This window comes from Nocardia sp. NPDC060249, from assembly GCF_042728755.1.
GTDB lineage: Bacteria > Actinomycetota > Actinomycetes > Mycobacteriales > Mycobacteriaceae > Nocardia.
In genome coordinates this window covers 23,054-42,179 of sequence record NZ_JBHXAQ010000009.1, presented here as the reverse complement: position 1 = coordinate 42,179, position 19,126 = coordinate 23,054, and the positions used below count along the sequence as shown (strand labels likewise).

The following is a 19,126-nucleotide window of genomic DNA, read 5'->3' as shown; positions in this document are numbered from 1 at the left end:
CGGGGCTAGTGGTCGACGAGGTAGTCGGCGGAAATCCGGGCGAGTTCTTCGGCGAGGGCGGCGACGGTGTCGCGGATCTGGTCTTCGGTGTGGCAGGCCGTGACGAAGAAACGCAGCCGGGCCAGGTCTTCCGGCACGGCCGGGTAGATGATCGGGTTGACGTTGATCGCGCGACGCAGCAGCGCGGTGGACAGTTTCAGCGTCTTCATCGAATCGCCGACGATGCACGGGATGATCGGGGTGTCGTGGCTGTCGCCGGTGTTGATGCCCGCCTCGCGGGCAAGGCGCAAGAACAGTTCCGCATTGTGTCGAAGGCGGTCGAGCGGCGCCCGGTCGGCCCGCATCAGCCGCATCGCGGCCGAGGACGCGGCCGCGTTCATCGGGGTCATGCCGACGCTGTAGACGAAGCCCGGGGTGGTGTATTTCAGGAATTGGACCAGCTCCGCGCTGCCTGCCACATAGCCACCGCAGCCCGCGAGCGCCTTCGACATCGTGCCCGACCACAGCTCGACGTCACGGCGGTCGACATCGAAGTATTCGCCGATGCCACCGCCGTTCGCCCCGAGCACGCCGATGCTGTGGGCCTCGTCGATCATCAGCAGGGCCCGGTGCTTCTTCTTGATCTCGATGATCGCGGGCAGATCGGGGATGTCACCGTCCTGGCTGTAGACGCCTTCGATGAGGATCAGGACCCGGCGATACTGGTGCCGGATTTCGGTCAGCAACGCGTCGAGGGCGGCGTGGTCGTTGTGCGGGAACGGTCTGCGGGTCGCGCCGGACAGCAGGCAGCCCTGCAGGATGCTGTCGTGCGCCAGGCTGTCGTGGATCACCAGGTCCTCGGGACCGACCAGGTGGCCGATGATCGTCACGTTGGTCGAGTGGCCGCCCACCAGTGCGATCGCGTCCTCGGTACCGAGCAGGGCGGCCAGTTCGGCCTCGAGTTCGCGATGGATCGGCTTCTCGCCGGAGAGCAGGCGGCTGGCCGAGACCGAGCTGCCGTAGCGGGCCACCGCGTCCTGAACGGCGGCGACGACGGCGGGGTGACCCGACAGTCCCAGGTAGTTGTAGCTGGAGAAGTTGACCACCTGTACGCCGTCGATGACCGAGGTGTCTCGGGTGACGCCGTCGTTGATCAGGAAGTAGGGGTTGGCCAAGCCGAGCGCCTCGCCGCCCGCGAGCCGATCGGTGATGGCCCGTACCTCGGCGAACTCGGAGATCCGGTATTCGGGGGCAACGGTGGTGGGCCTGGCTTCGGTTGCGGCGGAGGTGGGTTCGGGCGTCTCGATCGACGTGTTCGGCTCGGCAGGTGCAGCGGTGCGGTGACCGGTGAAGTGGGCGATGACATCGCCGAGCGTCGTCGTCCCCGTGACGAGGGCCGGATCGACGGTCGTGCCGGGGATCTTGCGTGCCAGACCGGTGAACAGGTCGGTGAGCATGAGCGAGTCGAATCCCAGGCTGTCGCCGAGTGTTCGGCTGTCCTCCAGCCGGTCGGCGGGAAATCCGCTCACCCTGGCCACTTCCGCGCGGACGATCCCGGCGGCGTCCGGGTCGTGATCGCGGCGCACGGAGCCGGTGTCGAGGTGTGCGCCTCGTGCCTCGCCGGGCGCCGCCAGCAGGCCTGCCAGTACCGCGTTCTGTTCACGGAAGAGCGCGATCAGTGAGTCCATCGTCGTTTCCTCGGTGGGTGCGGAGTGGAGTGGGGGTGCCGCCGATGTGCCGACGTCGCCGACCGCGGGTGGTTCCACCCAGAATCGGTGCGCGACAGAGAACTCGTACACCGGCAGCCGCTGACGGACGCGCTGTGCGGGTTCGTAGAGTTCGTCCCACACGGGGTCGAGACCGTCGCGGTAGAGCGCGGCGACGGTGGCGGCGAGTTCGTCGCCGGTCGCGCCGGGGCCGGGACTCGGGGCCAGACAGCGCGCGCCGCGCCCGGGATCGATCCTGCGCACCGCCGCGGCGAGTACGCGCCGGGGGCCGACCTCGATGAGATGCGTGGGATCGGTGCCGAGCGCGGCGTGGACGGCGTCGCCGAAACGGACTGTGGCGCGGACGTGTTCGGTCCAGTATTCGGCGTCCATCACCTCCTCGGGATCGAGCAGCCGACCGTGCACGGTCGAGTAGATCGGCAGGCAGGCGGCGCGGTAGGCGCAGGTACTGGCGATGGCTTCGAACTCGGCCAGCATCGGCGCCATCAGCGGACTGTGGAACGCATGCGACACGCTGAGTGGCTTCGCGACCACCGACCGGGTGCGCAGCGCCGACGCGATGCGGCGCAGTGCCTCGGCGTCGCCGGAGAGAACGAGATCCTGCGGACCGTTGACGGCGGCGACCACGACAGCGGTTTCGCCGCTGAGCAGGTCGGCGATCTGCTCGGTGGTGGCGCGGACGGCCAGCATCGCGCCACCTGCCGGCAGCCGTTGCATCAGTCGCCCCCGCGCGGTGACCAGCTTGCAGGCGTCGTCGAGATCGAAGACACCCGCCACCGCCGCGGCCGCGAATTCGCCGATGCTGTGCCCGATCAGCCAGGCCGGTCGGATGCCGAGATCGGCGAGCGTCTTGGCGATGGCGTATTCCATGGCGAAGATCGCCGGTTGCGCGAGGGCGGTGGGATCGAGGTCGGCCTGCTCGTCGAGCAGTAGGTCGCGGATCGATCGGCCGAGGTGGGGGGTCATGGCGGTGTCGACGAGTTCGAGTGCTCGCCGGAATCCGGGGCTCGACTCGTGCAGAGTCCGCCCCATACCGGGGAATTGCGATCCCTGCCCGGTGAACATCCAGCCGGCGCGCACCGCTCGCGCGAGACCGTGCCGAAGGCTCACGTCGTCGCCGGTGCCGTCACCGGGGTGCAACTGCGCGATTGCCTCGTCGCGGTGGTGGGCGACGACGGCGAGCCGGTGCCGACCCGACGCCTTGACCTGATTGCTCGTCCAGCAGAACTGGGCGAAGCGATCCTCGGGCACCGATCTCAACGCCTCGGACAGGCGAATCGCGTTGCGTCGCAGCCCGTCCTCGCTGTCCGACGACAGGGTGATCACCCTCGCTCCGGACGTTGCGGGCGCCTCGGACGGTGCGCAAGCCGTGGGTGCTGTGGTGGCGCTGGCCAACACCATGTGCACGTTCGTGCCGCCGAGACCGAAGCTGCTCACCCCACCGTGCGCGGGTCGGTCGAGCGGCATCAGGTCGTCGAGCAGACGCAGGCCGTGCTGCGCCATCTGCAGGCGGGGATTCTCCTGGTCGGCGAACCTCGACGGCGGGACGACTCCGTGGTGCAGGCTGAGGACGGCTTTGACGAGTCCGGCCACGCCCGCCGCGCCCTCGGTGTGGCCGAGGTTGCCCTTGATCGATCCGATCCCGCAGGGCCGCGCCCGGTCGCTCCCGTGCAGCTTGCCGAGCGCCTTGACCTCGATCATGTCGCCGAGAACCGTTCCGGTGCCGTGTGCCTCGATGAAATCGATGTCGTCGGGCCGCACGCCCGCGCGCCGATAGGCCTCGCCGATCACCTTCTGTTGCGCCCACCGGTTCGGCGCGGTGATGCCGTTGCTGCGCCCGTCGGAATTGACCGCGCTGCCCTTGATCACCGCGTAGATCGGCAGCCCCGCGGCTTCGGCATCCGCCAGGCGACGCAGCACCAGCACCGCCACGCCTTCACCACGCACGATCCCGTCGGCGTTGCCGCTGAACGGTTTACACCGCGCGTCCGGCGCCGACAGACCTGCCTGGGTGTAGAACACGCCGACGGCCGGGGTCAGCACGAGATTGACGCCCCCGGCGACGGCTTGGTCGCAATCGCCCGCTGCCAGGGCATTGCACGCGAGATGGACCGCGACCAGCGACGACGAGCAGGCCGTATCGACCGCGATACTCGGCCCTTCGAGCGCGAACTGGTAGGACAGCCGGTTCGCGGTCATGAAGTATCCGTTGCCCGACCCGTGCTGCGGCGTGATCGCGGCGTAGTCGCTCATCTGCAGGTTGGCCCATTCGTTGGCCATCACGCCGACATAGACCCCGGTCCGTGAGCCTGCCTGCGCCCGCGGGTCGAGAGTGGCGTCTTCGAAGGCTCGCCAGGTGGCCTGGAGCAGCAGTCGTTGTTGCGGGTCCATCGACTCGGCCTCGTGCGAGGTGATGCCGAAGAACTCGGCGTCGAACGCGTCGGCGTCGTCGATGAATCCGCCGCTGCGGGTGTTGATGGTGCCGGGCGCGCCCGCCGGGTCGTGGAAATCGTCGGCGTTCCAGCGGCTCGAGGGGACCTCGGAGATCGCGTCGCGGCCGTCGATCAGCAACTGCCACAACCGCGCCGGGTCGGCGGCGTGCGGGAAGCGGCAGTCGAGGCCGACGACAGCGATGTCGGTCATGCGGCGACGGCGACTTCCGCGGTGAGATAGGTGGCGATGGCCGCGATGGTGGGGTATTCGAAGACCAGGGTCGGGTCGATGTCGAGCATCCACCGGTCTTCGATCTCGCCGCACAGGGCCACGGCCGACACCGAGTCCATGCCGAGTTCGGCGAGCGGGATCGTCGGGTCCACCTGGTGCGGTGCGCGTTCGGTGTAGTCGGCGACGCGCTCGATGAGCCAGTCCTGGGTTGTCGTGGAATGCGTGGTGATGGTGGCGAACATGTTTCGCTCCTCAGCGGGTCGCGGTCGATGATCGGCTCAGGGCCGGTTCGAGATCTTCGTGCAGGACGGTCGAGAGGCTGTTGTCGAGGAAGGCCTCGCGCATCGAGGCTCGCTGGACCTTGCCGCTGGTGGTGCGGTGCACGGAGCGGCTTTCGATGAGGACGACGCTCGGCGCGGGGACGTCGAAACCGCGGGCGACCGCGATCTTGATCGTCGAGGTCAGCTCGGCGAGGGTGGTACCGCGCAGCAGCGCGGTCTTGATGCCCTGCACGACGACGAGTCGTTCCCGGCCACCGGCTTCGACGGAGACGGCCACACCGGTGGTGAGCGCGGGGTGCAGCTCCTCCACCAGTTCCTCGACATCTTGCGGGTAGAGGTTTCGGCCGTTGATGATCAGCAGGTCCTTGAGCCGCCCGGTGACGAACAGTTCGCCGTCGCGCAGCATGCCGAGGTCGCCGGTGCGCAGGAACGGCCCTTCGTCGCCGAGATACGCGTCGAAGGTGTGCCGGGTCTCCTCGGCCCGATTCCAGTAGCCGGCTGCGACGCTGTCGCCGTGCACCCAGATCTCGCCGACGGTGTCGTCGGTGGCCTGCTGCCCGGTGTGCGGGTCGACGACGCGGACGGTGAGACCGCGCGCCGGTTGTCCGCAACCGACCAGCGGGCTGTCGGGCCCGTCGGTGACGACCGGCTTGGCATCGACCGGCCCCGCGGTGACGAGCAGCGTCGCCTCGGCCAGACCGTAGGCGGGCAGCAGTGCGGTCGGTCGCCACCCCGCGGGCGCGAACCGTTCGCGCATCGCGGCGATGGTTCGTTCGCGGACCGGCTCGGCGCCGCACAGTGCCACTTCGAGGGTGGACAGGTCCAGGGCTGCCAATTGCTCGTCGGTGACGCGCTTGGCGATCAGTTCGTAGGCGAAGTTCGGGGCGGCGGTGCAGGTGGCGCGGTACTTGTCGATCGCCTGTAGCCAGCGCACGGGCCGCTTGAGGAAGGTGGTGGGCGACATGAACACCAGGTTCGCGCCGACGTAGATCGAGGCGAGCAGCGATCCGATGAGGCCCATGTCGTGAAACTGCGGGATCCAGGTGACGCCGGTCGAGGTGTCGTCGCTGCCGATCGCGGTGGAGATCGCGGCTTCGTTGTGCAGGAGGTTGCCGTGGGTGACGACGACGCCCTTCGGTGTGCCGGTCGAACCGGAGGTGTACTGCAGGAACGCGATGGTCCCGGTGTCGATGGCGGGCAGGCGCCACGCGTCGGGGTCGCCGAGCTGGTCGTCGGTGGCCACCACGGCCGCGGTGGTGGCCGCGGCGACCATCGGCGCGAAGTTGGCGGTGGTGAGCACCAGGCGGGCGCCGGAGTCGGCGATGATGCCCGCTACGCGCCGGGTGCTGCGCTCGTCGTGCGGCAGGGGGGCGGGCACCGCGATGACGCCGGCGTAGAGGCAGCCGAGGAAGGCGCGCAGGAACGCCATGCCGTCGTGGTAGAGCAGAACGACGGGTTCGGTCGATTCCGGGCGGTCGGTCAGCCACGCGGCGAGGGCCCTGGCATCGCGATCGAGTTCGCGGTAGGTGACGACCTCCTCGACGAGCTCGCGCCCCGCTTCCCGCAGGTAGATGTAGGAGCGGGTCTCGCCGTAGACACGAACCTGCTGCCTGACGTGGTGCACGTAGCTGGGCTGCATGTGGCCTTTCCTTCACCGGGGAGAAAGTCATAGGGACTGACTATGACTATCCGCTCTCTGTGCCGGTCCGGATAGTGCCCGCAGGTATCACCCAGCGAACCCGGGGGTGGCGGCTGTCCACCCCTTGGGTGTGCACGCCGCGGCGCCCGAGCCCGGCACGCCGACCTCGTCGATGACGCGCAGCGCGGTCTCCACCACGGAGGGATATCCGGCGGCTTCCTCGAAGGTCAGGGTTTCCGGCATGCGGGCCCAGGCCGTGAGCACGGCGAACTCGGCGTAGGTGCTCGAGCCTTCGCCGAACACCGGGTCGCCGACCTCGACGCCGGCGCCGACCTCGTCCACCACCCCGGCCGCGTCCAGTCCGACACCGGCGGGCAATTCGATCGGATGCGCCCCGAGGACCTGGCCTTCGCGCAATCGCCAGTCGACCGGGTTGACGCGCAAAAGGCCGCGACCCGCCCGATCCCGCACTGGCGCGGACCGCGACGGAGAGTGCCGCGATCGCGAGATTCGTGATCGACGCCTACGCGCTGGGCCGGGAGGCCGCCGATCCGGAAACCGCGGTCGACGAGATCTTCCGGATGATCGAGGCGGCTTGGGAGACCACCCGCCCCGAGGCTTCGGCGTAGAAGAGACCGGAACGGGCGGCCGCAGGCGCAGATGCCTGCGGCCGCCCGGATCGCACACTTACCCGACGGCGGCCGGGGCGAACGTCGAGCGTTCGAAGCGGCCCGCGGGGGCGAACTTCGCCAGCAATTCGGCCGCGTCCGCGCCGGTGACCTCGGTGATGTAGGCGGCGGCGTCGGCGGGGGAGTCGATCGGCAGGAACGGCTGCGGCCGGTGCAGCAGGCCGACCAATGCCGACGCGAACTTCGGGTTCACGGCGGCGGTGGCGAAGAACTGGCCGCCGATGTCGGCGAATTCGGGGTCGCTGAGGAACAGGCGGGTCACCTTGGCGGCGGCGTCGCTGCGGGCGGCGAGGAACGCGGCGTACTGGTCGGTGATCCACTGTTCGTCGAACGGCCCGTCGTGGACGGCGGCGGCCGCGACCAGGCGCTGCGCCTGGATCAGCCCGCTCTGCGCGCCTTGGCCCGCGACCGGGTCGTAGGCGACCGCGGTGTCACCGAGGGCGGCGACCGGATGGCCGCCCGCGGTGTGTCCCACCCCGGCCCGCACGACCGGCCGGACCGCACCCTTGAGCCAGGAGTGCGGGTCCTCGGCAATCACCTGGGTGGCCTGCACTTCCGGCAGGTCCCAGTCGATGTAATCGCGGTACAGGTCCTTCACGATCTGCAACGCGGATTCGGCGGAATCGGATGCGGCGAACCGGGTTTCCCAGTCGCTGCCGGGTCGGGCCCAGCCGAGGAACGCCCAGCTCGGGCCCGCGTCCTTGTGCAGGTACGGGCCCCACCACGCCTCGCCCTGTTCGGCGAGAATGGAGAACAGGCTGTGCGCGCCGCCTGCCGGGCTGCGGTGCGCGAAGACGCCGGGGTCGAAGTCGAGGCCGGTCACCGTGACCGTGAGCAGCGAGCGCTGCGGCGTGTCGTAGACGGTGCGTTCTTCGTCGATCGGGAACAGGTCGGCCAGCCCGCCTCGACCGGTGGCGACCAGGGTGAGGTCGTTGGCGGCGGCGATGGCGTCGAGGGAGTCGGGAGTCACCGGTTCGACCACGAAATCGCCGCCGCGTTCGAGGAAGGCGGTGAGGCGCTCATCTGCCTTGAGCCGGGTGTCGACGGCGACGCCGACATAACCGTCGAAGGTGCCGTCGAAGGCGATCAGTTCGGCGTTCTCGGGTCCGGCGATGCGCACGCTGAGCCCGGTGTGGCGGGGCGCGCGCCCGGTGTAGCTGTCGAGCCCGAGCGCCGCCTCGGCCTGCTGGGTCTCGCCGAATTCGAGGGCGGTGCCGGTGGCGGGGACGTCGTCACGGAGTGAGCGTTGATCTCGGTCGCTGTAGAGGGTCACGGTGAAACCGGCGTCGAGAAGACCTAGCGCCGCAGTGACGCCGGTTTGGCCGGCGCCGATGACCGCGGCCGAACGGGGGGTACGGGAAACGGGTGTCTGCGATGTCATACCGGAATGGTGCGCTCACCGTCGCCCGATGATGAGTGTTGCGATCAGCGGGAATCGATCCGAAAACCTTGCACCCCACCATCTGCGGACATGCGCGCGCGCCGATCGCGTCAGGGCGAGAACGTCCTGACGCTGATCGGCGCGCACGCGACGTTATGGACCGGCGAGTGCCTCCACCGGCGCGGGACGCGACTGCTCGGGTGGCAAGACGGTGGAGCGCGGACCGCCGACGCGATATCCGGCGCCGCGATGCTCCGGCGGGAGCCGATCACCGGCGCCGAACAGGGCATTGCGCAATGTGCCCGGCTCGTATTCGGTCCGGTAGACGCCGCGCTCGGTCAGTACCGGAACAACATGGCGCACAATGTCTTCGAAGGTGCCCGGGGTGATCGCGTAGGCGAGATTGAATCCGTCCAGATCGGTGTCGGCGACCCACTCCTGCAACAGGTCGGCGACTGTCTCGCCGGAGCCGGTGAACACCGGGCCCATGCCGCCGATGCCCGCCCAGCGGCCGATATCGCGCACCGTCCACGCGCGGCCGTCGTCGTCGAATTCCTGGAACGCCGCGACCGCCGATTGGATCGCGTTGCTCTGCACGTCACCGATCGGGTCGTCGAGGTCGTACTGCGACAGGTCGATGCCCATCCAGCCCGACATGAAGACCAGCCCGCCTTCGACGCTCGCGTAGGACAGGTATTCCTCGCGTTTGGCCCGCGCGGCGGTGTCGGTCTCGTCGGTGATGATGGTGGCCAGCGCGTAGATCCTGGCCGCGTATCGGTCACGGCCCGCGGCCTCGAGCGCGTCACGGACACGCGAAACTGTCTGCGCCAGAACGCGTTTGGATGGTCCGGCGATGAAGATCGCTTCGGCGTTCTCGGCCGCGAACCGCACACCGCGCGGGGACGCGCCCGCCTGATAGATCACCGGCGTTCGCTGCGGCGACGGTTCGGAGACATGGATCCCCGGCACCGTGTAGTGCTTTCCGTGATGGCCGATGTGGTGCACCTTCGACGGATCGGTGTAGATGCCGCGTTCGGCATCGCGCACCACCGCGTCGTCCTCCCACGAACCCTCCCAGAGCTTGTAGAGCACTTCGAGGTATTCGTCGGCCTGGTTGTACCGTTCGTCGTGGTCGAGTTGATCGTCGGCACCGAAATTTCTCGCCGCGGAGGGTAGATAGCCGGTGACCACGTTCCAGCCGAGCCGCCCGTTGGTGAGGTGGTCGAGGGTGGACAGGCGGCGCGCGAACGGAAACGGGTGCTCGAAGCCGGTGCCGGTGGTGATCCCGAAGCCGAGGTGCTCGGTCACCGCCGCCATCGCCGAGACCAGCAGGAGCGGGTCGGCGACCGGTGTCTGCGCGCCTTGGCGCAGCGCGGCGATGTCGTTGCCGCCGTACACGTCGTAGGTGCCGAGGACGTCGGCGATGAAGATCCCGTCGAACCGTCCGCGTTCGAGGAGTTTCGCCAGCTCGGTCCAGTAGCCGATGTCGGTGTAGCGGTGCGACTGGTCCGCTGGGTGTCGCCACAGCCCCGGGGATTGGTGGGCGACGCAGTTCATGTCGAAGGCGTTGAACCGGATCGGCCTGCTCATCGCGACGCCGCCTCGGGACGCGCGGTGCTCGAATCCGCGGCTTCCGGACTCGTGGAAGCTGTTGTGCCGGTACGCCGCTCGCCCGCGCTCCAGCCGAAGGGCAGGTCGGTCCCGTTGAGCAGGTAGTCGCCGACGGCGCGCGCTTTGAAGAGGGCGGGATTGTGCACCGAGATGGTGCGGGCGTTGCGCCAATGCCGGTCCAGGCGCAGCTGTTCGGACACGATCGAGGCCCCGCCCAGTTCGAACAATTGGGTCGTGGCGCCGAGCACGATGTCGATCACCCCGAGTTGCGCCTGCGCCGCGGCCAATTCGGCTGCCACGAGAGCTTTCTCGTCTTTCGCCCCGGCGTCGAGTACCCCGTCGAGCACATCGGCTACGGCGAGCACCGCCGCTCGTGCGGTGAACGCCGCCGCCGACAGCTTGCCGATCACCTGCTGGACGAGAGGGTCTTCGCGCGGCAGATCCGCGGCGGCATGGGTGTAGGTGCGGGTGCGCGCGCTCACCCACTCCCTGGCGTCGCGTTCGGCGCGGGCGGCGATCCCCGCGAGCACCGCGAGCTGCACCAGTTGCAGGTAGGCGGTGCCGTAGGTGGGGCCGGCGACACCGTAACCGGGGCCGAGTACGCGGTCCTCGGCGACGACGACGTCGGTGAACTCGGTGGTGCCGCTCGCGGTGAGCCGCTGCCCGAAACCGTCCCAGTCATCGTGTTGCACAACACCGTCGGCGTCCGCGTCGACCAGCACACCGAGCCGCTCACCATCACTGTCGGCCGCGACGAGGATGTGATCGGCGAACAGCGATCCGGTGCTGTAGTACTTCACGCCGTTGAGCAGTAGCCGGTCACCGTCGCGGGTCAGCCGGGTGCGATACCGGTCGACCGCACCGACCCCCGGTTCGGTGATCGCGTTGCCGACCAGGGTGCCCGCCGCGACCGCCCGCAACCACCGCTCCCGCTCCGGCCCCACCTCCGCCAGGAGCTGATCCTCGACGAACGACCAGTGCACCCGCAGGGCCTGCGGCAGATTCGACTCGGCCGCCGCCAGGTCGATGAGCAAGCGGAACAGCTGCCGCACACTCACGCCGTACCCACCGAACTCGACCGGCACCCGCAGCGCTCCGAACCTGGCCTCCTTCAGCCAGCCCACCTCGTCGAAGGGCAGCCGCCGATCGACTTCCCGCTCGACCGCGCCCGCGGCGATCCGGTCGAAGATCGGGGTGAAGACGGCGTCCAGCTCGGAATCGGTGGGCGATGGCGCGGCGGTGGAAGTCATGCTTTCACGATCGCGCAGGGAGATGCCGGATTCACGGGTTGCGCGCAGCGCGATCGCAACGCAGCCGCGTGCCCACCGCTGATCAGCGGTGGGCACCCGGGTCAGTGTCCGCGGGCGATCCAGTCCGCGAGCGCGGGCCGTTCCGCGCCGATGGTGGTGGTGTCGCCGTGACCGGTGTGGACCGTGGTCTCCTCGGGGAGCGTGAGCAATCGGTCTCGGATCGAGTCGATGATCGTGTCGAAGTCGGAGAACGAGCGGCCGGTGGCACCGGGGCCACCCGCGAACAGGGTGTCGCCGGTGAACAGGGCCGCGAGGTCGGGCAGGTACAGCGAGACCGAGCCGGGGGAGTGACCAGGGGTGTGCAGGATGTCGATATCGGTGCCCGCCACCGTGATTCGGGTGGTGCCGGCCAGTGAGTGGTAGTCGTCGGCCGGGTGGGTCATCCGCCAGAGGGGTTCGTCGCCGGGGTGCAGCAGGACGGGCGCGTCCAGGCGCTTCGCGAGTTCCGGTGCGACGGTCACGTGGTCGTTGTGACCGTGTGTGCACAGGATCGCGGTGACGTGACGGTCGCCGACCGCGGCGGCGATGGCGTCGGCGTCGTGGGCGGCGTCGATGACGAGCACCTCGGTGTCGTCACCGATGAGCCACACATTGTTGTCGACGTCCCAGGTGCCGCCGTCGAGCGCGAAAGTGCCCGAGGTGATCACTCTGTCGATGCGGGTCACCAGACCACCACCGACCGCAGCACCCGGCCCTCGGCCATCGCGGCGAACGCCTGCTCGACTCCGTCGATGCCGATCCGCTCGGTGACGAACCGGTCCAGCGGCAGCCGGCCCTGGCGGTAGAGATCGACGAGCATCGGGAAGTCGCGCTCGGGCAGGCAGTCGCCGTACCAGGAGGATTTCAGCGCGCCGCCGTGCGAGAAGAAGTCGATCAGCGGCATCTCCAACGTCATGTCCGGTGTCGGGACGCCGACGAGAACGACCGTGCCGGCCAGGTCGCGCCCGTAGAACGCCTGCTGCCAGGTCTGCGGGCGGCCGACCGCGTCGATCACCACATCGGCGCCGAACCCGTCGGTGAGTTCCTTGATCCGCTCGACCACGTCCTCGCTGGTCGCGTCGATGGTGTGGGTAGCGCCGAAGTCCTTGGCCCAGTCCAGCTTTCGCTGGTCACGGTCGATCGCGATGATCGTGCCCGCACCGGCGAGGCGCGCACCGGCGATGGCGGCGTCACCGACGCCGCCGCAGCCGATCACCGCGACACTGTCGCCGCGCGAGACGTTCCCGGTGTTCATGGCGGCGCCGATCCCGGCCATCACGCCACAGCCGAGCAGGCCCGCGACGGCGGGGTCGGTCTCGGAATCGACTTTGGTGCACTGCTTTTCGTGCACAAGGGTCTTGTCGGCGAACGCGCCGACGCCGAGGGCGGGGGTGAGCGGGGTGCCGTCGGTGAGCGTCATCGGGACGCTGGCGTTGTGGGTGTCGAAGCAGTACCAGGGACGTCCGCGCCGACATGCTCGGCATTCGCCGCAGACCGCGCGCCAGTTGAGGACGACGAAATCGCCCTCGGCCACATGGGTCACGGCCGCGCCGACGGACTCGACCACACCGGCGGCCTCGTGCCCGAGCAGGAACGGGAACTCGTCGTTGATCCCGCCGTCGCGATAGTGCAGGTCGGTGTGGCACACCCCGCAGGCCTGGACGCGGACGACGACATCGTGCGGTCCCGGGTCGGGAATCACGATGTCGACGGTTTCGACCGGCGCATCCTTCGCGCGGGCGATGACTCCGCGGACGGTGTCTGGCATGCGGACCTCCTCATGGTTGGCGTGGGTCTACGTCAACGCTAGCGGGGCCGCCCGTCCGGTCACTGCGGGATGGGTGGGATCTCACCTGTCGGACTGCCGAGTTCCTCGCGCACATGGTGTTCGACGAGCAACGGGACATAGTTGCGGATGTGCACCTTGCCGAACGCGTCATAGACGTTGTGCACGATGTCGGCGAGCTCAGCGGGTGCGATGGTCGGGTACCGGATGATCAGCCGCTCGATGACCTCGTCGAGTTGGCGGTTCTCGTTCGTAGTCATACTCCGGGGTTACCCGCGTAGGCCGTCGATCAACGGTCGTCGGCTACTTTTCGTCGAAGACCAGATCGGTCGGCGGGTGGGTGAGGCGGACCGTCGCGCCGTCGATCACGGTGATGGCGTCCAACCCGGTGGTGGAGTGGCCCGTCGACAGGATGAAGTACCGATCGGCCGCCTGGGCGAGGAACGCGGGGAAGCCGTCCAGCGACAGGTCGCCGTCGCCGAGTTCGAGATAGTCGGCGAGGCGGCGGAACAGTTTCGGCAGCAGGACGACGTCGTCGGTCAGCGAGGCCGGCGAGGTCAGCGCGGCGCCGGTCGTCGTCGCGTCGGCGGGCCACACGCCCAGTCCGCCCGCGGCGGCGGCGATCGCGACGGCGGCGAACTCGGTGCGCAAGGCGGGGAACAGGCTGCGATAGAACGTGGGGTAGGCCAGGCCGGTCGCGAGCTGATGGTGATTGAGGGTGAGGCGCAGCAGCGCGACATCGACGAAAGTCTCGCTGCCCGAGGCGCCGGGTGCCTGCCCGCGCCCGGCGAACGCGACGCATCGCCCGTGCAGGTCGGCGCCGCGGGTCAGGATGAAACCGGGGACGTCGGCCTGGTCGGTGCTGGTGACGGTCTCGCTCGCGTTGCGTACTACGCCGGTGAAGCCGAGCCACGCCAGCAATTCCTCGGCGGCGGCACGGGCCAGTGGCAGCGGCTGGTGCGTGCGGGTGCCGTGCCGGGGCGTGTAATGGGTTTCGAGGGAATCGATACCGTCCAGGCGCAACTGCGCGGCTCCCGAGGCGTTGCGCTTGACCCGATGCGGGCCGCCCACCCGGTCCCACAGGGCGGGGTCGTCGGGCCGGAAGCGCACCGAATCACCGTCGGGCTGTGCGCCTTTGGCGACGAAGACTCCGGATATCAGCAGAAACGGCATCGCGTGTCCTTCGGCTCGTCCTGTTCGCCGACCCGGAGTGCGCGGGAAACCGCGTGGGGCGGCGGGGTTTTCGACCACGCTGTCGAACAGACACCCAGTCTGGGCACAGATCGCCGTACGGGGCAAGGCGCGTCGGGGATGGTTCTGTGCTGTTCACCCCACCGTCACCGCGATCCACTCGTCGAGCCTCGCGCCGAAGTCCCATCCCGGATTCGCGCACCGCCTCCGATGGCGGCGCATAGATGGGGTCGATGGTGACCATCGGCACTGCGTCCTGGACGAGCCGGGACGGGGTGGGCACGGTGGAGGGTGACCTGACCAGAGGAGACACCTGATGAATCCGGCTCGCCCGACAGTTCGTGGCCCCCGCGCGGCCGTGCTCGCGCTCGCGGTTCTCGCAGTGGGCGTCGGTGCCTGCTCCGCCGACCCGGGAACGCCGGACGCCCCCTCGGTGACGCCGGAGACGTCGGTCCTGACTTCCGCCGCCGCACCGCCGACCGAGCAGCGCGACCACGCCCTGGACGACGACCTCTACGCCGCCGCGCTCGCCGACGACGCCGCCGGGGTCCGCGACCTGATCGCCCGCGGCGCCGATATGGAGACGCGTGGCGACAACGGGCGCACGCCACTGGTCGCCGCCACCAAGAACAGGGCGACCGCGGCCGCGGTGGCGCTGATCGAGGCGGGCGCCGATGTGAACGCCAAGGACGACCTCCAGGACTCCGCCTACCTGTACGCCGGGGCCGAGGGCCTCGACGAGATCCTCGCGGCGACCCTGCGCCACGGCGCCGACCTGCGCAGCGTGAACCGCTACGGCGGTACAGCACTCATCCCGGCGAGCGAGCACGCGCATGTGCGCACCGTGCGGATGCTGATCGCCGCGGGGGTCGATGTCAACCATGTGAACACGCCGCGGTGGACGGCACTGCAGGAGGCGGTCGTCTACGGCGACGGCTCGCAGCGCTACCAGGAAACCGTCATGGCGCTGCTCGCGGCGGGCGCCGACCCGCAGATCCGCGACGCCGAGGGCCGCACCGCGCTCCAGAACGCCGAACGTCTCGGCCAGGACGCGATCGTCGCCCTGCTGCGCTGAGCGGATGCGCTCACCGCGCCAGTTCGCGCACCGATTCGGCGAAAGCTGTCGCGGCGGCGCTGCGGTGTCCCTCCGTCGCCTGCAGCAGGGTGACGGTTCGACGAGACGTGGTGGGTCGCAGCGGAATCCGGGCGAGTTGAGGATGGGCGTCGGTGACCGCTTCGGGCAGGATCGTCATCAGGTCCGAGGCGGATACCACCGCCAGCAGGGCCTGAATCGAATTGACCTCCACCGCGATTCGCGGCGAAACACCGTGCTCGTGGAGGTAGCTGTCGATGTGATGGCGGGTCGCGAAAGCCGAATTGAGCAGGGCGAGATCGTGGCTCGCCAGTTCGCCGGGTGTCATGGCCGCCGGGAGTTCTGGGTGCGCGGCGATGCCGAGTACCGCGGCCAGGGTCTCCTCGTACAGCGCTTCGGCCGTGATGCCGGGCAGGCGCGGCGGCGCGAACGCGATGCCGAGGTCGAGGCGGTCGTCGAGCAGCTCGGACTCCATGGCGTCCTGGGACAACTCACCGAACTCGACGGTGATCCCCGGATAGCGGGCCCGGAATCGCGCGACGAGCGGGCCGACGAGGTAGGGCGTGAAGGTGGGGGTGGTGGCGAAGCGGAGCAGGCCGCGACTGAGATCGGTGACGTCGTGCACGGCCCGCTGCGCCGCGGCGACCTCGTCGACAGCTCGGCGGGCGTGAGCGAGATAGGCCGCTCCCGCGTCGGTGAGCCGCACGCTGCGCCCCGTCCGGTCGAGCAACACCGCCCCGACGGCGCGCTCGAGCTGCTTGATCTGGTGCGACAGCGTCGGTTGCGTGACGTGCAGTTCCTCCGCGGCCCGGGTGAAGTTCCCGTGCTCGGCGACGGCGGCCAGATAGCGCAGGTGCCGCAGTTCCGGCGTCACCGCCGGTCGCCGTCCGGCCCGATCCGCGCCAGCACCGCGTTGACCACCAGGCAGGCGCTGTCCACCACATCGGCCATCGGCTGGCGGTAGGCGTCGAGCACCCACTTCTGGGCGATGATCACGATGGCGCCGACCAGGCCGAACAGCACCGTGCGCACGCTGACGGCGGGATGGGTTTCCAGGTCGACATGCGGGGTGATCAGGGCCAGACAGATATCGACCAACGCGTCGAGAACGTCGTGATAGGCCCGGTCGACCGCGGGGCTCACACCGAGGATCTCGAAGAACGCGATCCGGGGAACCCGGGGGTCGTCGACGATGAGCTGGAAGTACGCGGTCAGGCCGACGCGGACCTGAGCGTCGACGGCTTCGGCCTCGCGCAGACCGGTATGAATCGCCTCGATCATCCTGGCGGCCGTCTCGCGATAGACCTCGAGCAGCAGATCCTCACTGTCGGTGAAGGATTCGTAGAAGTAGCGCTTGCCGACGCCGGCGGCCGCGCAGATCGTGGTGACTGTGGTGTTGCGGTAGCCGTCGATGCCGAAGGCGTCGGTGGCCGCGTCGATCAGCCGGGTGCGGCGTTCTTGCTGACGTTGCCCGGGGGCGGCGCCGCGGTACCGGCGGCCGTCGTCGAGTTCGGACGCTGTCACAACGCCAATTCTGTCAGGTGCTCGCGATGGAATGCGCGCGGGCGCTGATCGTGGATTGCCCAGAACATGTTCTTGCGATCGGACGTGACCCACGCTACGTTACTTCCCGGTACGGGAACGTCGTAGTTCCCGATGGTGGAGGGCTGAACCGAAGCATGATCACACATCGTGGGCGGCTGGCTGCGCTGATCGCATCCGTCGTCGTAATGGCAGGCGCCGTCGCATCCGCACCGGTCGGCCAGGCATCGCCGAACGCCGAGGGTCTCGACGCGCAGTTCGTCGCCACCCATAACGGACCGCAGCAGTACCCCAACGTCTTCATCGAGTGGGACGTGCCGATCACCATGAGCGACGGCACCGTATTGAAAGCGAACGTCTATCACCCGGCCGGTGCCGACGGTCAGCCTGTCGCGGAGCCGACACCCACGATCGTCAACATGACGCCCTACACCAAGCTGGTCACCAACGTCGCCGACTCGGCGCTCGCGGTCCCCGGCCTGTCGGACCTACTGCTGCCGGTGCTGCAGAACCTGGACTTCTCGCCGTTCGGTTTCAGCAGCCTCAGCGACATGATGAACGCGCTGCCCGGTGGCGCGGCCCGCACCTTCGGCGTCGACCGGAATCTGATTCGCGGCGGCTACACCCAGGTGGTCGTCGACGTGCGCGGCACCGGGTTCTCGCAGGGCACCTGGCAGGTCTTCGGTGAACGCGAGCAGCTCGACGGTGTGGAAATCGTCGACTGGGCCGCGAAACAGGGCTGGTCCAACGGCAAGATCGGGATGAGCGGCATCTCCTACTCGGCGATCAACCAGTTGCACACCGCGCAGCGCCATCCCGCGGCGCTCAAGGCGATCTTCCCGATCGTGCCCGGTAGCGACCTGATCCGCGATGTCGCGGCTCCCGGTGGCGCGCTCGGGATCGGGTTCATCCCGGCCTGGCTGCTCGCCGTCGACGGCGCGAAGCTGCTGCCCGACCTGATGTCGATGCTGAACGGCAAATTCGACTGGGTTTGGCTGCGCGACCGGGTGACCGACCCGTTCACCTTCTTCAACGTGCTCATCGCCGCGCTCACCACGCCCAACGTGGAGCAGATCCCGCCGGAGATGGCGGCGATTCTCGACGACGAGAGCGCGCTGCGGACCGCCTGGGTGGGCTCGCCGGATCAGGTGCGGGTGCCGACCTTCCTGTACGGCGGCTGGCACGACATCTTCACCTACTCCACCCCGCGCATCTACAACGCGGTGAACGTGCCCGCCGAGCAGAAGAAGCTCGTCATGGACGACGTCTACCACGTGACGGTGAGCTCGGGACTCGGCCAACCGGGTGCGCCCGCGCCTGCGGATTCGTTGCAGCGCGCGTGGTTCGACAAGTGGCTCAAGGGAATCGACAACGGTATCGACCGCTACGACCCGGTCACGTTGTGGCAGCAGGGCAGTGGGCAGTGGACCGCCGACGTCGCGTTCCCGCGACCGGGCATGCAGTACCGGCGGATGTATCTGGACGCCGCCTCCTCCGGCACCGCGCCGGGCGCCCGCCACGACGGCAGCCTGCGCACCGCACCCGGTGCCGCGCAGCGCGTTTCGGTGGATCCGAGTCTGACCACCATCTGCTCGCGTGATGCCGCGCAGGGCACGGCCGGACTGGTTCCGCTGCCCGATATCTGTGCCAAGGACGCCCGGATCAGCGAGGGTGCCGCGCTCACCTTCACCACGACGCCGGTGAACGTGCCGACGCGGATCTCCGGCCCGATCGCCGCCCACCTGAACACCGTGCTCGACGCCACCGACGGCTACTGGACGGTGACGGTGAACGATGTCGCCCCCGACGGCACCTCGACGGTCTGGTCGCAGGGCCAGTTGACGGCGTCGCTGCGCACGATCGACGAGGGCAAGGCCACCCGCTCGCCCAACGGTGACTACACGGACCCGTATCCGTACCTCACCCTGGATACCCGTCAGCCGATCGTGCCCGGCGAGCCGACGACGATCGATATCGGCATCCGCGCCACCGACGGTGTCCTGCTGCCGGGTCACCGCCTGCGTGTCGACGTCTTCGCGGGCAACTTCCCCAGCGGAATCCCGCTGCGGCCGTTGCTGAACGAAAGCGGCCTGCGCACCCAGCACCTCGAGCTGGATCCGTCCCGCCCGAGCTGGATCAACGTTCCGCTGGACACCGATCCCGGCTGGTGAGCACCGGTTCACCCCGCCTCCGAGTGCGCGCCGATCATCGATCGCGCGCGACATCGGGGGCGGGGTTCGCCGTTTCTCGCGAC

14 protein-coding genes and 1 pseudogene are annotated in these 19,126 nt (G+C 69.1%); 2 read left to right on the top strand and 13 right to left on the bottom strand.

What is annotated here, in order from left to right; all coding sequences use genetic code 11:
• Positions 1–5: 5 nt before the first annotated feature.
• The 11 genes and pseudogenes from ACFWFP_RS26425 to ACFWFP_RS26375 all read right to left on the bottom strand — a co-directional run bounded on the left by ACFWFP_RS26425 (position 6) and on the right by ACFWFP_RS26375 (position 14,219).
• Positions 6–4,349 (bottom strand): type I polyketide synthase, encoded by a 4,344-nt coding sequence (locus tag ACFWFP_RS26425; RefSeq protein ID WP_379299342.1) that lies wholly within the window; start codon positions 4,347–4,349, stop codon positions 6–8.
• Positions 4,346–4,612 (bottom strand): acyl carrier protein, encoded by a 267-nt coding sequence (locus tag ACFWFP_RS26420; RefSeq protein WP_379299340.1) that lies wholly within the window; start codon positions 4,610–4,612, stop codon positions 4,346–4,348. Before ACFWFP_RS26420 ends, ACFWFP_RS26425 begins: the two co-directional genes overlap by 4 nt.
• Positions 4,613–4,622: 10 nt before the next feature.
• Complete coding sequence (locus tag ACFWFP_RS26415; protein ID WP_379299338.1) at positions 4,623–6,290, bottom strand: fatty acyl-AMP ligase; 1,668 nt, start codon at positions 6,288–6,290, stop codon at positions 4,623–4,625.
• A 150-nt stretch (positions 6,291–6,440) separates the two neighbouring features.
• Positions 6,441–6,761: pseudogene (locus ACFWFP_RS26410) on the bottom strand (alcohol dehydrogenase catalytic domain-containing protein); the annotation flags it as partial.
• Positions 6,762–6,977: 216 nt separating this feature from the next.
• Positions 6,978–8,360 (bottom strand): styrene monooxygenase/indole monooxygenase family protein, encoded by a 1,383-nt coding sequence (locus tag ACFWFP_RS26405; RefSeq protein ID WP_379299336.1) that lies wholly within the window; start codon positions 8,358–8,360, stop codon positions 6,978–6,980.
• 153 nt (positions 8,361–8,513) lie between these two features.
• Complete coding sequence (locus tag ACFWFP_RS26400; protein WP_379299334.1) at positions 8,514–9,950, bottom strand: LLM class flavin-dependent oxidoreductase; 1,437 nt, start codon at positions 9,948–9,950, stop codon at positions 8,514–8,516.
• The gene (locus tag ACFWFP_RS26395) at positions 9,947–11,221 is read right to left on the bottom strand and encodes an acyl-CoA dehydrogenase family protein (protein ID WP_379299332.1); all 1,275 of its coding nucleotides are present in this window, start codon (positions 11,219–11,221) and stop codon (positions 9,947–9,949) included. The genes ACFWFP_RS26400 and ACFWFP_RS26395 overlap by 4 nt, the downstream gene beginning before the upstream one ends.
• Before the next feature lie 101 nt (positions 11,222–11,322).
• Positions 11,323–11,946 (bottom strand): MBL fold metallo-hydrolase, encoded by a 624-nt coding sequence (locus ACFWFP_RS26390; protein ID WP_379299330.1) that lies wholly within the window; start codon positions 11,944–11,946, stop codon positions 11,323–11,325.
• Entirely contained in the window at positions 11,943–13,028 is a 1,086-nt protein-coding gene (locus tag ACFWFP_RS26385; protein WP_379299328.1) for an S-(hydroxymethyl)mycothiol dehydrogenase, read from the bottom strand. Before ACFWFP_RS26385 ends, ACFWFP_RS26390 begins: the two co-directional genes overlap by 4 nt.
• 59 nt (positions 13,029–13,087) lie before the next feature.
• Positions 13,088–13,306, bottom strand: a complete 219-nt coding sequence (locus ACFWFP_RS26380) for a three-helix bundle dimerization domain-containing protein (protein WP_379299326.1) — start codon at positions 13,304–13,306, stop codon at positions 13,088–13,090.
• Positions 13,307–13,349: 43 nt separating this feature from the next.
• Positions 13,350–14,219, bottom strand: a complete 870-nt coding sequence (locus ACFWFP_RS26375; protein ID WP_379299324.1) for a hypothetical protein — start codon at positions 14,217–14,219, stop codon at positions 13,350–13,352.
• 334 nt (positions 14,220–14,553) lie between these two features.
• On the opposite strand from ACFWFP_RS26375, the gene ACFWFP_RS26370 reads away from it, so the two are divergent.
• The gene (locus tag ACFWFP_RS26370; protein ID WP_379299322.1) at positions 14,554–15,312 is read left to right on the top strand and encodes an ankyrin repeat domain-containing protein; all 759 of its coding nucleotides are present in this window, start codon (positions 14,554–14,556) and stop codon (positions 15,310–15,312) included.
• A gap of 10 nt (positions 15,313–15,322) precedes the next feature.
• Here the strand turns inward: ACFWFP_RS26370 and cynR are convergent, their stop codons facing one another.
• Positions 15,323–16,204 carry a transcriptional regulator CynR gene (cynR, locus tag ACFWFP_RS26365; RefSeq protein WP_379299320.1) on the bottom strand — a complete coding sequence of 294 codons (882 nt, stop codon included), beginning with the start codon at positions 16,202–16,204 and terminating at the stop codon, positions 15,323–15,325.
• Positions 16,201–16,854, bottom strand: a complete 654-nt coding sequence (locus ACFWFP_RS26360; RefSeq protein ID WP_379299318.1) for a TetR/AcrR family transcriptional regulator — start codon at positions 16,852–16,854, stop codon at positions 16,201–16,203. Before ACFWFP_RS26360 ends, cynR begins: the two co-directional genes overlap by 4 nt.
• 155 nt (positions 16,855–17,009) lie before the next feature.
• Between ACFWFP_RS26360 and ACFWFP_RS26355 the strand changes: the two genes are divergently transcribed.
• Positions 17,010–19,043 (top strand): CocE/NonD family hydrolase, encoded by a 2,034-nt coding sequence (locus ACFWFP_RS26355; protein WP_379299316.1) that lies wholly within the window; start codon positions 17,010–17,012, stop codon positions 19,041–19,043.
• Positions 19,044–19,126: the final 83 nt, after the last annotated feature.

Coding starts and splice junctions, on each gene's coding strand:
- ACFWFP_RS26355 (WP_379299316.1), top strand. CDS start 17,010: ATGATCACACATCGTGGGCGGCTGGCTGCGCTGATCGCATCCGTCGTC.
- ACFWFP_RS26400 (WP_379299334.1), bottom strand. CDS start 9,950: ATGAGCAGGCCGATCCGGTTCAACGCCTTCGACATGAACTGCGTCGCC.
- ACFWFP_RS26375 (WP_379299324.1), bottom strand. CDS start 14,219: ATGCCGTTTCTGCTGATATCCGGAGTCTTCGTCGCCAAAGGCGCACAG.
- ACFWFP_RS26370 (WP_379299322.1), top strand. CDS start 14,554: ATGAATCCGGCTCGCCCGACAGTTCGTGGCCCCCGCGCGGCCGTGCTC.
- ACFWFP_RS26395 (WP_379299332.1), bottom strand. CDS start 11,221: ATGACTTCCACCGCCGCGCCATCGCCCACCGATTCCGAGCTGGACGCC.
- ACFWFP_RS26425 (WP_379299342.1), bottom strand. CDS start 4,349: ATGACCGACATCGCTGTCGTCGGCCTCGACTGCCGCTTCCCGCACGCC.
- ACFWFP_RS26380 (WP_379299326.1), bottom strand. CDS start 13,306: ATGACTACGAACGAGAACCGCCAACTCGACGAGGTCATCGAGCGGCTG.
- ACFWFP_RS26405 (WP_379299336.1), bottom strand. CDS start 8,360: ATGACATCGCAGACACCCGTTTCCCGTACCCCCCGTTCGGCCGCGGTC.
- ACFWFP_RS26420 (WP_379299340.1), bottom strand. CDS start 4,612: ATGTTCGCCACCATCACCACGCATTCCACGACAACCCAGGACTGGCTC.
- ACFWFP_RS26385 (WP_379299328.1), bottom strand. CDS start 13,028: ATGCCAGACACCGTCCGCGGAGTCATCGCCCGCGCGAAGGATGCGCCG.
- ACFWFP_RS26415 (WP_379299338.1), bottom strand. CDS start 6,290: ATGCAGCCCAGCTACGTGCACCACGTCAGGCAGCAGGTTCGTGTCTAC.